Origin of the sequence: Paenisporosarcina sp. TG-14, assembly GCF_000297555.1 — a bacterium.
In the GTDB taxonomy this organism is placed as follows: Bacteria; Bacillota; Bacilli; order Bacillales_A; family Planococcaceae; genus Paenisporosarcina; species Paenisporosarcina antarctica.
Window position 1 is genome coordinate 18,486 of the sequence record NZ_AMGD01000001.1, and the last position, 14,722, is coordinate 33,207.

11 protein-coding genes and 1 pseudogene are annotated in these 14,722 nt (G+C 37.2%); 2 read left to right on the top strand and 10 right to left on the bottom strand.

The window, feature by feature from the left end; translation table 11 throughout:
* Positions 1-972: 972 nt before the first annotated feature.
* Positions 973-2,412 (top strand): NAD(P)H-binding protein, encoded by a 1,440-nt coding sequence (locus tag C406_RS0100095; RefSeq protein ID WP_017378541.1) that lies wholly within the window; start codon positions 973-975, stop codon positions 2,410-2,412.
* Positions 2,413-3,052: 640 nt separating this feature from the next.
* Here the strand turns inward: C406_RS0100095 and C406_RS0100100 are convergent.
* The 10 genes from C406_RS0100100 to C406_RS0100145 are packed head-to-tail and all read right to left on the bottom strand — an operon-like array spanning position 3,053 to position 14,057.
* The gene (locus tag C406_RS0100100) at positions 3,053-3,874 is read right to left on the bottom strand and encodes an ABC transporter permease (protein WP_017378542.1); all 822 of its coding nucleotides are present in this window, start codon (positions 3,872-3,874) and stop codon (positions 3,053-3,055) included.
* Positions 3,875-3,884: 10 nt separating this feature from the next.
* A complete protein-coding gene (locus C406_RS0100105) occupies positions 3,885-4,826 on the bottom strand; it encodes an ABC transporter permease (protein ID WP_017378543.1) in 942 nt (313 codons plus the stop codon).
* 15 nt (positions 4,827-4,841) lie between these two features.
* Positions 4,842-6,395, bottom strand: a complete 1,554-nt coding sequence (locus C406_RS0100110; protein ID WP_017378544.1) for an ABC transporter substrate-binding protein — start codon at positions 6,393-6,395, stop codon at positions 4,842-4,844.
* A 57-nt stretch (positions 6,396-6,452) separates the two neighbouring features.
* On the bottom strand, positions 6,453-7,421 hold the full coding sequence (locus tag C406_RS0100115; RefSeq protein WP_017378545.1) for a P1 family peptidase: 969 nt from the start codon (positions 7,419-7,421) through the stop codon (positions 6,453-6,455).
* A gap of 16 nt (positions 7,422-7,437) precedes the next feature.
* Positions 7,438-8,475 (bottom strand): ABC transporter ATP-binding protein, encoded by a 1,038-nt coding sequence (locus C406_RS0100120; protein ID WP_017378546.1) that lies wholly within the window; start codon positions 8,473-8,475, stop codon positions 7,438-7,440.
* Between the two features lies 1 nt (position 8,476).
* Positions 8,477-9,505, bottom strand: coding sequence for an ABC transporter ATP-binding protein (locus C406_RS0100125; protein WP_017378547.1), 1,029 nt, complete (start codon positions 9,503-9,505; stop codon positions 8,477-8,479).
* A gap of 18 nt (positions 9,506-9,523) precedes the next feature.
* Entirely contained in the window at positions 9,524-10,969 is a 1,446-nt protein-coding gene (locus C406_RS0100130) for an aldehyde dehydrogenase family protein (protein WP_017378548.1), read from the bottom strand.
* Between the two features lie 18 nt (positions 10,970-10,987).
* Positions 10,988-11,734 carry an SDR family NAD(P)-dependent oxidoreductase gene (locus C406_RS0100135; RefSeq protein ID WP_017378549.1) on the bottom strand — a complete coding sequence of 249 codons (747 nt, stop codon included), beginning with the start codon at positions 11,732-11,734 and terminating at the stop codon, positions 10,988-10,990.
* The gene (locus C406_RS0100140; protein ID WP_017378550.1) at positions 11,721-12,827 is read right to left on the bottom strand and encodes a tartrate dehydrogenase; all 1,107 of its coding nucleotides are present in this window, start codon (positions 12,825-12,827) and stop codon (positions 11,721-11,723) included. The genes C406_RS0100135 and C406_RS0100140 overlap by 14 nt, the downstream gene beginning before the upstream one ends.
* On the bottom strand, positions 12,828-14,057 hold the full coding sequence (locus C406_RS0100145; RefSeq protein ID WP_017378551.1) for a M20 family metallopeptidase: 1,230 nt from the start codon (positions 14,055-14,057) through the stop codon (positions 12,828-12,830). It abuts the gene before it with no gap.
* 417 nt (positions 14,058-14,474) lie between these two features.
* Here C406_RS0100145 and C406_RS19995 point away from each other — a divergent pair.
* Positions 14,475-14,702 (top strand): annotated as a pseudogene (locus C406_RS19995) (PhnA domain-containing protein); the annotation flags it as partial.
* Positions 14,703-14,722: the final 20 nt, after the last annotated feature.

Here is a 14,722-nt window from a genome sequence, read left to right on the forward strand (position 1 = left end):
CTTCACGTGCACAGGTCATTGATTTTGAATTACTAGGGAATCGACACTTACTGCACAGAAAGAAATCCGCCGAAGATGCAATTTCGGTGGCTTGTAGCTAACTTTAAAAAATCGTTCTGCGTTACTTGAAAGATGGTTTTAACACACTTTACCTTACTTATTTAAGACATTAATGGCTCTAAATTTATGGATTACATAGGTATTTAAAATCCTGTATTTTCCTCAACATGTATTATAGAACCATGTTAATAGACATAGTAAAAAAACAGAGGAAAGAACAATTCCCACTGCTTTTAGAAGGGTGGCACCTTTTCCCCTTTTGGTACCTGTGCATTTTAGGGAAAATAGTGCCACCCAGCTCAGGATGACAAGAAACATTGATAAAACGTAGTTATAGCTGAACATTTAAAGGTTTCCGGATCGCTATGGACTGCAAATCCGCTGCATCATAACCTAGGGAGTAAAAAGAATGTTGATGTGACTTGTCACATCAACATTCTTCTTTTTTTAAGGCAATCTTGCGGCGGATGTGCGTCCTTCGCTCGCCTTCAACCTTCACGTGCACAGGTCATTGATTTTGAATTACTAGGGAATCGACACTTACTGCACAGAAAGAAAGCCGCCGAAGATGCAATTTCGGTGGCTTGTAGCTAACTTTAAAAAATCGTTCTGCGTTACTTGAAAGATGAGTTTCACACACTTTCCCGTACCATGTTTAGGATACCAATGTCCCACTATTGCTGGAAAACACACCCTGCTTAAAGATTTTCAAGAAGTGGTGGTATGATTAACTTTATCTTATGGTAGTTTATTGAAGAAAAAAATAACAACCCTTTTTCAATGGCGAATCATTTGGACATTATGTGGAAAATGGAGTTCCAACGCATATTGACTGGCCTATGAAATTAGTCGTTTTACTTATTAATTAAAGTCGTTTAAACGTTTATATTCTCAGACAGGAGTGAAAATTAGATGGGGGAAATTCAAAAAATGGATCATCAAGTTCAATCACCCACGATTGTCATAGCAGGAGCTAGTGGGTATATTGGAAGAAATTTAATTAAAGAGCTAGTTAACGATGCTTCTATAATAGCCCTATCTAGGAGTTCATCTAAACAGAAACCCGGTGAGAAAGTAACGTGGCGTTCATGTGATTTGTTTTCGATGGTAGAAATAGAGGAAAGTCTGCGCGGAGCTGATTATGCTGTTTATCTCGTGCATTCCATGCTGCCCTCTGCTCGATTAACACAAGGTAACTTTGAAGATATGGATTTAATATTAGCGGATAATTTTGCACAAGCTGCGAAGAAAAATGGAATCAAACAAATCGTTTATTTAAGCGGTCTTATTCCTGAAACAGAACATTTATCACGTCATTTAAGAAGTCGATTAGAAGTAGAAAAAGTACTTAGTTCTTATGGTGTCCCTGTAACTACATTACGTGCTGGATTAATTGTGGGTCCACAAGGTTCTTCATTCCCGATACTAGTTAAACTAGTCAGACGACTTCCTGTGATGGTCCTTCCGAAATGGACAAATACGTTAACGCATCCAATTGCATTAAATGATGTATTAATCGCACTGAAACAGTGCATTGGAAACCAATCTGTCTATAATAAAATCATTGATGTAGGTGGTCCTGAAGTGATGACTTACAAAGAGATGATGTTGCGAACAGCCAAGTCGTTAGGGAAAGATTTACATGTGTTGAGTATCCCTTTAATTACACCTAACTTGTCTAGACTATGGGTAAGTTTAACGACAAATACACCTAAAAATATGGTATATCCCCTTATAGAAAGTCTCATTCATCCGATGACGGCTCAGCCGGAACGGATGGTTGAAGGAATCAGTTACGGCCAAACTCCTTTTTTAGAAGCGGCAGTTTCTGCTATCGAGATTGAAGACAATCAGAAGAAGGAAAAACGAAAGAAAAAGGCAAATGCGAAGGGTTCAAGGGATTTACGTGCACCTCGTGAACACAATGTTCGCTCTGTCCAAAGATTAATTTTACCTGAAGGAAAAAATGCCATTTGGGTTGCTTTATACTACGTTGAATGGTTATCAAAATTTCTAAAGCCTATTATTAAAGCGGAGATTGATGAAGATTATAATTGTACATTGTCTACCATATTGAGTAAGGAACCTATGATGGTCCTTTCTTATTCCAAAGAAAGAAGTACACCGGATCGCGCGTTATTTTATATTAGTGGCGGCAAACTTGCCATTACAAAAGGAACTCATCGAGGCAGACTAGAGTTCAGGCATATCCCCGGAACGAATGAGTGCTTAGCGGCTATTCATGAATATGTACCTTCCTTGCCATGGTTTATTTATCAATTCACGCAGGCGAAAGTCCATCTCTTGGTGATGAATAGATTTAAGAAGAAATTAAAACATCTGTCTGAATAAGAAGAAATGTTGCGGCTCTTTGGGTGGCACCTTTCCCCCTTTTGGTACCTGTGCATTTTAGGGAAAATAGTGCCACCCAACTCAGGATGACCAGAAACATTGATAATACGTAGTTATAGCTGGACATATAAAGGTTTCCGGCTCGCTATGGACTGCACAACCGCTGCATCATAACCTTAAGAATAAGAAACTAGCAATGTGACGTTGTCACATCGCTAGTTTCATTTCTGATAGGCAATCTTGCGGCGGATGTGCGTCCGTCGCTCGTCTTCAAACTTCACATGCACAGATCTTTGATTTTGGTTTACTAGAGAATAGACACTTACTGCCTTGAAAAGAAGCCGCCGAAGATGAATTTCGGTGGCTCGTAGGTAACTTTAACGGATCACTCCATGTTCTTTGAATGAAGGGTTTTACTCACTTTCCAGTACCTATGTAAGTCACCAATGCCCCTTAATTTGTCCATTATACAAGTACGTAAAATCCTGGCTTGAAAAGAGCGCAGCGTAGTATATCTCGAACAATAAAGCTGCACATCCACTAGGGCACTCGAAGTTGCCATAAAGGCGCATCAGCCGATTCACGATAAATAAAATACCGATTTTCCACTAAAATGGAAAATCAGTATTTTAGATTAAACCTATGAACGAGGATCCATAATATCCCTTATTGCATTGCTTAACATATAAAATCCTAAAACCATAAATGTTATAGCAATCCCTGGTGCATATGTATACCAGGGTGAACTTGTTAGATAAGATTGAGAATCTTTTAACATGCGCCCCCAACTAGGACTTGGTGGTTGAACACCTAATCCTAAATAACTAAGTGCTGCCTCAGCCAACATGGCAATCGCAAAACTGATTGATCCAGCTACAATAAGAGGTGACGAAACATTAGGAAGTATATGCTTAAACATAATCATAAATGGCTTTACTCCAATTAACCTCGCTGAGAGTACGTATTCAAATTCCCTTTGTTGAATAAAACCACTTCGTGCAATCCTAGATATGCTTGGTATCGCTATTATACCTAGAGCTATCGAAGTGTTAAGCATTCCTGGGCCAAATACAGCGACTAACATTAAAGCTAATATAATACCTGGAAAAGCCATTAGTGCGTCCATTATTCTCATGAACACCTCATCAACCCATCCACCAACATACCCGGCTACTCCACCAATTAAAGTTCCAAAAGTTACTCCAATTAGTACAGTTAAAGTTCCAACAAAAAAGGCTGTTTGTGTACCTTCCATGATTCTGCTAAAGATATCTCTTCCAAATTCATCTGTTCCAAACCAGTTTACCGCATTTGGACTTTGTAATTTATTAGATATATTCATAGCGTTAACATCATGAGGCGTATAGAAAAAACTTATAACCATTAGTAGTAAGAAAGACGATAAAATTAGGAGGCCACCGACTAAGTTTATATTTTTCCCATAATTCATTAGTGTTTTCATTTGGACCTCCTTATGACAATCGTATTCGTGGATCGAGGATAGAATATAAAATGTCTACCAAGAAGTTTATAAAAACTACCACGAAAGTAATGTAAATGACGATACCTTGTACTAAGGGGAAATCGCGATAACTAATCGATGTGATTAGTAACTGACCAATTCCTGGTAAAGCAAATACTTGTTCAACAATAATCGTTCCTGCCACAACTTCAGCAGTTATCAGACCAAAAATTGTTAATATGGGAATCATTGAATTCCTTAATACATGTTTATACATAACAAACTTTTCTGTAATTCCTTTACTTCGAACAGTTCTAACATAGTCTAATTGTAGCTGTTCCAAAATAGCGTTCCTTACATAACGAAATTTAACAGCTATTTGAGGTATTGCTATCGTCATTGCGGGTAGTAATAATGTCCCTAAAGCCCCTGTTATACTTGTTGTCCATGGTACATAGCCGCTAACAGAGAAGAAACTGAAATTCATGCCAAGATATAAGATTAATAACATACCTAACCAAAAGGAAGGGATGGCCATCCCTAGTTGGGTAACTGAAGAAAAAACAACATCACTTAATTTGTTTTTTCTTTTAGCTACAAAAATCCCCAGTGGAATAGCCACTAACACGACCAAAGTAAGCGTTATTAAAGTTAAGGAAATAGTAACTGGCAATCGATCGATAACCAGTTCGGACACGGGTTTTGAAAATCGAATGGATTGACCTAAATCACCTGTTAATAATCCCCCCACCCAATCAAAGTATTGAGTATGAAGAGGTTGATCTAGACCAAGTTTCTTGGTTAATGTCTCTATTTGTACTTCATCAGCATCTGGACCTAACATTATGCGGATAGGATCGCCTGGCATTACTTGAAAGACAGCAAAAGTTATAAGAGATACTAACGCCATAGTAACAATTAATAAAATGATTCTGCGAATAATATAGGCCATACCTCTCATTCCTTTCTATTCAGTGAATCTCAATTCAGACATGTCTAGGAAAAAGAATGGATACATATTAAAGCCTTCTAACGCTGAATCCATAGCCCATACCACTTGATAATCTGCAATATAAACAGCTGCTGCCTCTTCAGCTAATATTTCTTGTGCACGTTGATACAGTTCAACTTGTTTATCAACATCTGCCTCTAATAAAACATCTGACATAATTTTATCAAATTCTTCATTTTTAAATTTAAAGAAGTTTTCAGCATCATTAGTCGAAATATAATCGTTTAGGATATCATATGCTGATGGTCTACCCGTTAAATCTATTGCAGTCATCTCATAGTCTCTCCCTTTGTATACACGGTCCAACCAAATGCCCCATTCGACTACTTCGATTTCAACGTCAATACCAATTTGTTTTAAGTTTTCTACTGCAACTTGAGCAACGTTAGTATACATAACATTATGTGAAGAGACTGTTATTTTTGTTTTAAAGCCGTCCGGATAACCTGCTTCAGCTAGCAATTCTTTTCCTTTTTCAATATCGTTGGCATAGGTAGTCTGTAACCCATCTAGATAAAATTTGTCCATTGCGGGGCTCATATTTGAACCTAATTCTGTAGCATAACCCGAGTACACAGAATCGATAATATCACTTTTGCTAAGAGCATGGTTTACCGCTTGTCGTACTTTCACATCATCAAAAGGCTTATTTTCTTCATTAAAGGTAATAATTAAAGAAGAATTATTTTGTTGATACTCTAATTTAAAATCATTTTCCACTTCTGAAATTCGATGAGCTGGAACACTCGTTAAGTCATATTCATCCGCCTGCAAGGCCATTAATGCTGACTGATCATCAGATTGAAATGCGAAAGTAACCTTGTTTAAATGTGGTAATTCTTCATTCCAATATTCTTCATTTTTCTCTAAAACAAGATCTACACCTGGACTATAACTAACAAACTTAAATGGTCCAGTTCCAATTGGATTTTCATTGTGTTTATCATCATTACTCTCTGGTACAATTGCAGCTTCTAAAGCTGTTAAAGAATATAAAAAGTTTGAATTAGGCTCTGTGAGTGTAATCACAAAAGTATCGTCATCCGGAGCTCCTAATGATGCAACTTTATCAAAATTTGATGAGAGAGGCTCACCAGAGGTAGTTCCCATTAACCGATCAAATGTATACTGAATGTCTTCAACTGTGACTGGCTCTCCATTATGAAAGGTAACATTGTCGCGTATATTAAACGTATATGTTAGTCCATCATCGGATAGTTCAAAACTTTCAGCTATGGCTGGTTTGAGTGAACCGTCTGTGTTAGGAGATAGTAATCCCTCAAACATGTTTAATATCATTTGGAAAGAAATAGATGCAGTTGCTAAATGTGGATCAAGAAAATCAGGATCGCTATTAATCCTTACTTTTATTTCTTTCCTTTCATCTTTCACATCTTCTCCAGATGCATCATCAGTATTCCCTCCATTATCACTAGAACATGCACTGATTATTAGAACACATACAACCATCATTGAAAAAAACATCAACCATCTTCTGTTCTTTTTCATAAAATTGCCCCCAATTTATTATTTACACTATTTTAATACAGGTTGTCAGTGCTTCTGTTATCTCTCATTCCTGCTCTTATAACTTGGAGCTCCAGCCACCTCATCTGCTTCTTTGATAGCAACTATTATGGCTTCTTCCATAGCTTTAGCGGCCATATTTCCAATAAAATCAACTGGGTACGTATCTCCACCAGTAGCAACAGCAAAAATTGTGTCACCATCATTCATGGTATGCACTGGGAAAATGGTTCTGGCTAGAGCATTTTGAGTGATTTGTGCAACTTTTTTTAATTCTGCTTTAGTCATTTTGGCGTTAACTGCAACAATACCGATTGTAGTATTTGTGCCAGGTAAAACATTACTTGTAACATTTTCTTGTAAAAATACAAGACTATCTACTAGTTCTCCTGTTTCAGGATCAATAGGTCCAGCTAATATTTCTCGCGTTAATGGATCCCTTACATCACCAACAGCATTAACTGCAACTAATGCTCCAATTACTAGGCCATCACCAAATTCAATTGATACGCTACCTAAACCACCTTTCATACAATTTTCGGGTCCAGTCATTTTACCGACCGTTGCCCCACAACCAGCACCTACATTACCGGAATGGAAAGGACCCTTTTTGGCTTGTTGAGCAGCCAAATAGCCCATCTGTTTATCGGGTCGAATCATTGGACTTCCAATAGTAAGGTCAAATAGTACTGCAGCAGGAACAATTGGTACTTTTGCTACACCTACGTCATAACCTTTTCCTTGTTCCTCAAGATATTGCATAACGCCAGAAGCAGAATCTAAACCATATGCACTCCCTCCCGACAAGCATATTGCATGTACTTTATCAATCAGGTTAATAGGGTCTAGTAATTCAGTTTCACGAGTACCTGGAGCTGACCCACGAACATCAACACCACAAGTTGCACCTTCTTCTGTGAGAATAATCGTGCAACCCGTTAACGCCTCAAGGTTTTCAATATTGCCAACCTTTATACCAGGGACGTCTGTAATATTGCCGAAATTCATAAATAATTCTCCTTTTTCATGATTGCACTACAAGAATTTTATTCTTATCATTTTTTGAAGTCTCATTGTTTATTGTCACGGCATTATATAGATGACAAGCAACATACTGCCCATTTGATTGTTCCACAAGTTCTGGTCGTTCGATTTTACAACGGTCAAATGCATGTGGACATCGTGTATGGAAAGTACAACCAGGAGGTGGATTTGAAGGGCTAGGTGGTTCACCTTCTAATTGAATTTTCTCTTTTTTGACGTCGAAATTAGCTATGGGAATTGATGATAAAAGCGCTTGTGTATATGGATGCAGAGGATTGACATAAATATTACTTTTTGGGCCAATTTCTACAATTCTGCCTAAGTACATAACACCTACACGATCACTAATGTGTTTTACGACACTCAAATCATGAGAAATAAATAAATACGTCAGTTTAAACTCATCCTGGAGATCCATCATTAGGTTCAATACCTGTGATTGAACAGAAACATCCAGTGCTGACACTGGTTCGTCAGCAATTATAAGCTTGGGATTCATCGATAAGACTCTTGCTATTCCTATTCGTTGTCTTTGACCTCCTGAAAATTCGTGTGGAAATTTACTTAAAGATGATTTAGTTAAACCCACTTTTTCAACAATGTCTAAAACTTGTCTAGCTTGTTCTGCTTTAGATAAAGTCTTTTGTAAAGCTAAAGGTTCACCTACCAGATCCTTTACACGCATCCTTGGGTTTAGTGAAGCAAAAGGGTCCTGGAAAACCATTTGCATATGTTTGCGGTAACCATTCAATTGACGATTATTTAATTTTTCAAGGTTATTCCCTTCAAAAATGATTTCTCCATCAGTAGGTTCTAATAAACGAAGAATTGTTCGTCCCAAGGTTGATTTCCCAGAACCAGATTCGCCTACAATACCTAATGTTTCACCTTTGAAAACATCAAAACTAACGCCATCAACTGCTTTAACCTGACTGGCTTTACTTTTAAATGGAATAGCTTTAATTGGAAAGTATTTCTTCAAATTCTTAATTTCTAGAAGCTTATCCCGTTCATTCACTTTAAAGACCTCCTTGGTGCTCATAAAGATGACACCTAACTTTATGATTTGGATTGATCTCTACTAGATTAGGATTTTCTTCAAGACACTTTTCCATAACATGTTTACATCTTGAAGCAAACCTACAGCCTTTTGGAAAATCGTGAGCAGGTGGAGCAGTACCGAGTATCGAATCTAGTCTTTTTAAATCAACATCAATACTTGGGATAGATTTTAATAAAGCAGTAGTGTATGGATGCATTGTGTCGATGAATAAATCTCTAACAGGTGCTTCTTCAACGATTTGTCCTCCATACATAACTAGAACACGATCGGCTACTTCCGCTACAACACCCATATCATGTGTGATGAGTAAAATTGAAGACTGGAACTTATCTTTCATTTCAACCATCAAATTAAGTATTTGAGCTTGAACTGTTACATCAAGCGCTGTAGTTGGCTCGTCTGCAATAAGGAGTTTAGGATTACAAGACATCGCAATCGCAATCATTACTCTTTGTCTCATACCCCCGGACAATTGATGAGGATATTCATTTATTACTTCCTCAGCTCTAGCAAAACCTACTATTTTTAATAATTCAATGGCTTCTTTATAAGCTTCTCTTTTTTTTAGTTTTTTATGTTTCATTAAAGATTCAGCTATTTGATTTCCAATAGTAAATACTGGATCCAATGAAGTCATAGGTTCTTGAAAAATCATCCCAATATCATTTCCACGTACTTTACACATTTCGTCCTCTGAGAGAGTTAGCAATTCTTTTCCTTCAAGGCGAATTGAACCCTCTACAATTTTCCCTGGAGGACTTGGGATTAGCCTAATAATTGATAACGATGTTATGCTCTTTCCACTCCCAGATTCTCCAACTAAAGCAACAGTTTCACCTTTTTGAATAGAAAAACTTACATCATCAACTGCTTGGACAACTTTTCCTTTTCCTATATAAAAATTTGTTTTTAAACCATTAACCTCTAATAATTGGTTTTCAAGAGCTTTGGTAGAAGGTTCTTTATTTACTTGTGGACTTTGCATAAGTTCACCTCTTTTACTTTAAATACTAAATTTAACTGCTATATTCTTAATTTGAGTATAGTTATTTAAAGCAACAAAGCCTTTTTCTCTTCCAATACCACTTTTTTTATAACCGCCAAATGGCATTTGAATTCCGCCTGCTGCACCGTAGTTATTAATAAATACTTGTCCCGATTTCACTTTAGATGCGACATAATGTGCAACATTAATATTTTCAGTCCAAATTCCTGTAACAAGTCCATAATCCGTACCATTCGCTAGTTGGATTGCTTCTTCAACATCTTTAAAGGTAAAAACAGTTAATACTGGACCAAAGATTTCTTCTTGAGCTAATGAATGATTATGATCTAATCCATCTATAATAGTAGGTTTAATATAGTACCCACCTTCAGAACCTTCGATAGTAACTGCTTCCCCCCCGCATATAATCTTTCCTACTGATTTTGCTTCTTCAATTTTGTTCATAATTTGATTGAACTGTTTTTCATTTAATATTGGTCCGATATCTGGGTCACTTGAACCCGGACCAATTGTTAAGGCATTAAATTTAGCGGTAAGTTTGCTTAAGAATTCATCTTTATATTTTGCCTCTATTAGTAACCTTGAACCAGCCGAACAAGTTTGCCCTGCATTTTGAATAATTGCTCTAACTACTGCTTCTGTTGATTTTTCCACTGATGCATCAGCAAATACTATATTTGGAGATTTTCCACCTAGTTCTAAGGTTACAGTTACAACGTTAGCCGCTGCTGCTTTCATAACCGCAATTCCTGTAGGAACAGAACCAGTAAAGGTTACGTGTTCAATGTCAGGGTGTCCTGCTAAAGGAGCACCAACATCTGCACCTAACCCTGTAACGTGCTGGAATATGCCTTTAGGGAAATCACTTGTAGAAAACCATTTCGCAATTGCATGTGCGGTCATTGGTGTATCTTCTGCACTTTTTACGATAACTGCATTACCGGTAGCAATTGCGGCAGCAACACTTCTTGAAATGATTTGGAGTGGATAATTCCATGGAACTATATGAGCTGTCACTCCAAGTGGTTCAAGGACAGTTACATTTAATATCCCTTCTTCAATAGGGATAGTACTTCCCATGACCTTATCTGCAGCTCCTCCATAAAATTCGAAATATCTTGCTGCGGCTTCCACATCTGCACGAGCTTGAGAAATTGGTTTCCCTACATCTTCACATTCCCATTTACTCCACTCTTCTGCGTTTTCCCGAATAAAATTAGCAAAACTGATAAGTAGTTGTCCGCGTTCAAAAGGCTTTACTTTTTTCCATTCATCACTTTCGAAGGCGATATTTGCAGCAGTTACAGCTTCATCTACATGATTTTTAGTCCCTTTTACTATTTCTGCGAGTTGCTCGCCATTTGATGGATTGAAAACAGGCAACCATTCGTGATTATCGTCGCCAACCCATTCCCCATTTATTAGCATCGGTATTCGTATCATATAATCATTCCTTTCATACTAAAGACCTCTTCCACCATCAACATGTAACGTTGCACCAGTGACTACTTTTGCACGGTCTGAAACCAAGTAAACAACAGCGTTTGAAACATCTTCAGGTTTAATTAACTCACCTAGAGGGACGCTTTTTTTGAATACCTCGTCTTTCATTGTTGTGAAGTCTGTATCGCCTCCAACAAATTGACCAAGCATTTGCGTATCAGCTGGACCAGGATGAATCGTATTTACCCTTATCAAATGGGGTGCTAATTCAATAGCCATAGCTCTTGAAAAGCTTTCTGCTGCACCTTTTGAAGCGATATACGATTGTAGACCTGGTCTCGGTCTAACAACTGCAATTGATGCAATAGTGACAATGGATCCGTGGCGGTTTGGTTTCATATACTTTGCTGCTTCTTTAACAGTAATGAATAAACTAGTGGCATTAATATTCATAAGCCTTGTCCATTGTTCCAATGAAACGTCTTCTATTGAAGATTGCTTTTGCGCAATACCAACTGCATTCACTAAACCGTCAATTTTACCTTGTTCATTATTCGTATCCAAGAAAATTTTAGCAATTTCCTGTTCATCTAAAATATTGGCTTTCTTTGCAACAAATCTTTCATGATTAATGGTTTCTAATGAACTAACAGATAAATCTATTCCAACAACAAAAGCACCTTCTTCTAACAGTTGAGAAACGATTGCTTTACCCATTCCACCACCTGCACCTGTTACTATAATTACTTTATTATTTAATTCCATGAATTTCAGTCCCAACTTTCTCAGTAGCATATTGTTCCTTTAATTTTTCTACAATTGCTGATCCCATTTGTTCAGTCGTTGCACTTCCACCAATATCGGCTGTTCTTACTTTCCCTTGGAAAAGCACTTCCTCAATTGCTTTTACTATTTTCTTTGAAAGATCTTCTCTTCCTAAGTGGTCCAACATTAATGCTGCTGACCAAATTTGAGCAATTGGGTTTGCTATACTTCTCCCGGCAATATCTGGAGCTGACCCGTGTACTGGTTCAAACATGGAAGGAAAGTCCTTTTCAGGGTTAATGTTGGCCGAAGGAGAGAGCCCAAGTCCTCCAACTATTCCAGAGCCAAGATCAGATAAGATATCTCCGAACAAGTTGGACGCAACAACAACCTCGAATGTCTGAGGTCTTTGAACGAAATAAGCGACTAGAGCATCTATATAATAAGATTCGAGCTGTAGGTCAGGATACTCTAATAGAGTCCGCTTTACATGCTCATCCCATAGCTTCATAGAAAAGATTATGGCGTTTGATTTCGTTGCACTTGTTATTTTCTTTCTGTCATTTTTCACTGCATATTCACATGCAGCTTTTGTGATTCTTTCAATTCCAGCACGGGTCATAATCGTATTTTGGAGTGATAGTTCTGTTAGTTGAGAATCAAACATTCGGCCCCCACTGTTGGAATATTCACCTTCTGAGTTTTCACGGAATATTACAAAATCTATATCTTCACCTTTGCTTAAAGGCGATTCAATACCAGGCAAAGATTTTACTGGACGGAAATTAACATATTGTTGAAATTGTTTTCGAATTGGCATAATTAATTCCCAAACCGTTACATCATCTGGTACCCGTGCATCTCCAATAGCTCCGAATAATATTGCCTGGAATTTTTGTAAAACTTCCAGCCCATCCTCAGGCATCATTCTACCGTGTTCTAAATAATAATCTGAACTCCATGGGAAGTTTTCTACACGAAGAACAAAGTCTTGTTCTTTTGCTTCAAGAACGGACAACACCTTCAAAGCTTCTTTCATTACTTCAATACCGATTCCATCTCCTGGAATAACTGCAATGTTATACTCTGTCATCTACTTACTCCCCTTACTATTTAAAAATCGTAAAGCGGCATCTCTAAATATTGCTGTTGTTACCGCTAATTCTTCTATGTCAACATACTCATTAATTTGATGAGGTATCTCCCGATCTCCCGCTCCAATAGTGACTATAGGGATACCATGCAGGTGAAGATAGGTACCATCAGTCGCTCCTGGCACCCCATTATAAATAGCTGGCTTCCCAGTAACGAATTCAACTGATTCATATATCGCTTGTACAACGGGATCTTCCTTGGGTGTAAATGTTGAAGGTCTGTTTTCTATTACCGTCAACACAGCTTTAAAGTTTGGGTCTTGTTCCTTTAAACGCTCAATAATTTCGTATATCTTTTCTAATAGTTCATCATGATCCTGCTTAGGAACGGTCCTAACATCGAGAGTCATCATGCACTGATCTGGGATGACATTTATTTGTGCATCTCCCTTAACGGGTGATTTTAAAATGGTTGGTGAAATAGATGGCCACTTTAAGAAAGGATCTTTACCCAATCTACCTTGCTCTTCCTTCTCAAGTTTTTCAAGCTCTACTATAAGCCTTGCTATTTGATAGTTGGGATTTATGCCACTCCAAGAGATTGCACCGTGTGCCATCTTTCCATAAACATCAACTTTTATTCGCATAGCTCCTCGTTGTGCAATACAGACATTATTCTCTTCCGGTTCACAAATAATTGCTCCGTCAACTCCATCGGCCCAACCTTGCTTAATGAAATGTTTTATCCCAAGCATCAATCCTTCTTCATCTACGGGAATACAAAGAATAATTTTCCCTTTAAACTCTTCTTTATCTCGTAGAAGTGAATGAACTGCTGTAATCATGCAAGCCAAATTGCCTTTTGTGTCATTTGTGCCTCTGCCATACATCCGTCCATCTTCTATATGAGCACTGAAAGGATCGAATTTCCAAGCATAGCTGTCGCCTTCAGTCACTACATCTGTATGACCTTCAAAAAGAAGTGTTTTTCCTGGTTTTTTCGAATCTATCACGCCAATGACGTTTGGTCTTCCAGGTACTACTTCCTCAACATATGTGTCAATTCCGATATCTCTTAAATATTGTGCAACGAAAAGAGCTACTTTAGTTTCATTTCCATTGGGATCATCTTCTCTATAAACACTAGGAATCTGGACAAGCTCTCTTGTTAAATTAATTACAGCTTCCCGGTCACGTAAATAAGTCTCATTTCCTGTTTTCACATTCATATAATCTTCCTTTCTATTCCAATAAAACCATCTATCTTTCAATCAAATAAAAAAGTTAGTTTATAAACTATACCAAAAATTCTATTAAATTACTTTATTTAAGAGAATCTTCAGAATAATCTATAAAAATTGTACTTTGAAAACGCTTTAATTTTCTTAGACAAAGTGTGATCATTTTTTAGTATTGTTTAGACATGTTGTCTTACTTCAAGAAAACAAGGAATAAGAATAGTATTATTCTGGTATAGAATATTTTATTTCCCATTTAGGGCGTATATTTAATCATTGTTTCATCCATCCGGATAGTGTTATTTGGTTATTGGAGCTGGAAATGTTTGAATATTTCTTATACTGAATAAGGCAAGGTGGAGGTTTAGTATTGATGGCTGTTTTCAAATGAGGAGGAAAATATAGAAGATTGATTTGTCAAATTGTCCAAAATCTAATTCTGAATACACATACGAAGATGGTAGTCTTTTTGTTTGGTCAGAATGTACTCACGAATGGACTTCAGAAATATAAGCCGATAAGAGTGAAGATAATAAAATTATCAAAGATTCTAATGAAAATATTTATACCGATTATGATTCTATAACTTTCATTAAAGACCTTACAGTAAAAGGGCCATCATCAAATATTAACCTTCCCTATATACATACGAAAGC

Bases quoted from the DNA above. Each gene is read 5' to 3' on its own strand.
- C406_RS0100095 (WP_017378541.1), top strand. From the start codon at position 973: ATGGGGGAAATTCAAAAAATGGATCATCAAGTTCAATCACCCACGATT.
- C406_RS0100100 (WP_017378542.1), bottom strand. From the start codon at position 3,874: ATGAAAACACTAATGAATTATGGGAAAAATATAAACTTAGTCGGTGGC.
- C406_RS0100105 (WP_017378543.1), bottom strand. From the start codon at position 4,826: ATGGCCTATATTATTCGCAGAATCATTTTATTAATTGTTACTATGGCG.
- C406_RS0100110 (WP_017378544.1), bottom strand. From the start codon at position 6,395: ATGAAAAAGAACAGAAGATGGTTGATGTTTTTTTCAATGATGGTTGTA.
- C406_RS0100115 (WP_017378545.1), bottom strand. From the start codon at position 7,421: ATGAATTTCGGCAATATTACAGACGTCCCTGGTATAAAGGTTGGCAAT.
- C406_RS0100125 (WP_017378547.1), bottom strand. From the start codon at position 9,505: ATGCAAAGTCCACAAGTAAATAAAGAACCTTCTACCAAAGCTCTTGAA.
- C406_RS0100130 (WP_017378548.1), bottom strand. From the start codon at position 10,969: ATGATACGAATACCGATGCTAATAAATGGGGAATGGGTTGGCGACGAT.
- C406_RS0100135 (WP_017378549.1), bottom strand. From the start codon at position 11,734: ATGGAATTAAATAATAAAGTAATTATAGTAACAGGTGCAGGTGGTGGA.
- C406_RS0100140 (WP_017378550.1), bottom strand. From the start codon at position 12,827: ATGACAGAGTATAACATTGCAGTTATTCCAGGAGATGGAATCGGTATT.
- C406_RS0100145 (WP_017378551.1), bottom strand. From the start codon at position 14,057: ATGAATGTGAAAACAGGAAATGAGACTTATTTACGTGACCGGGAAGCT.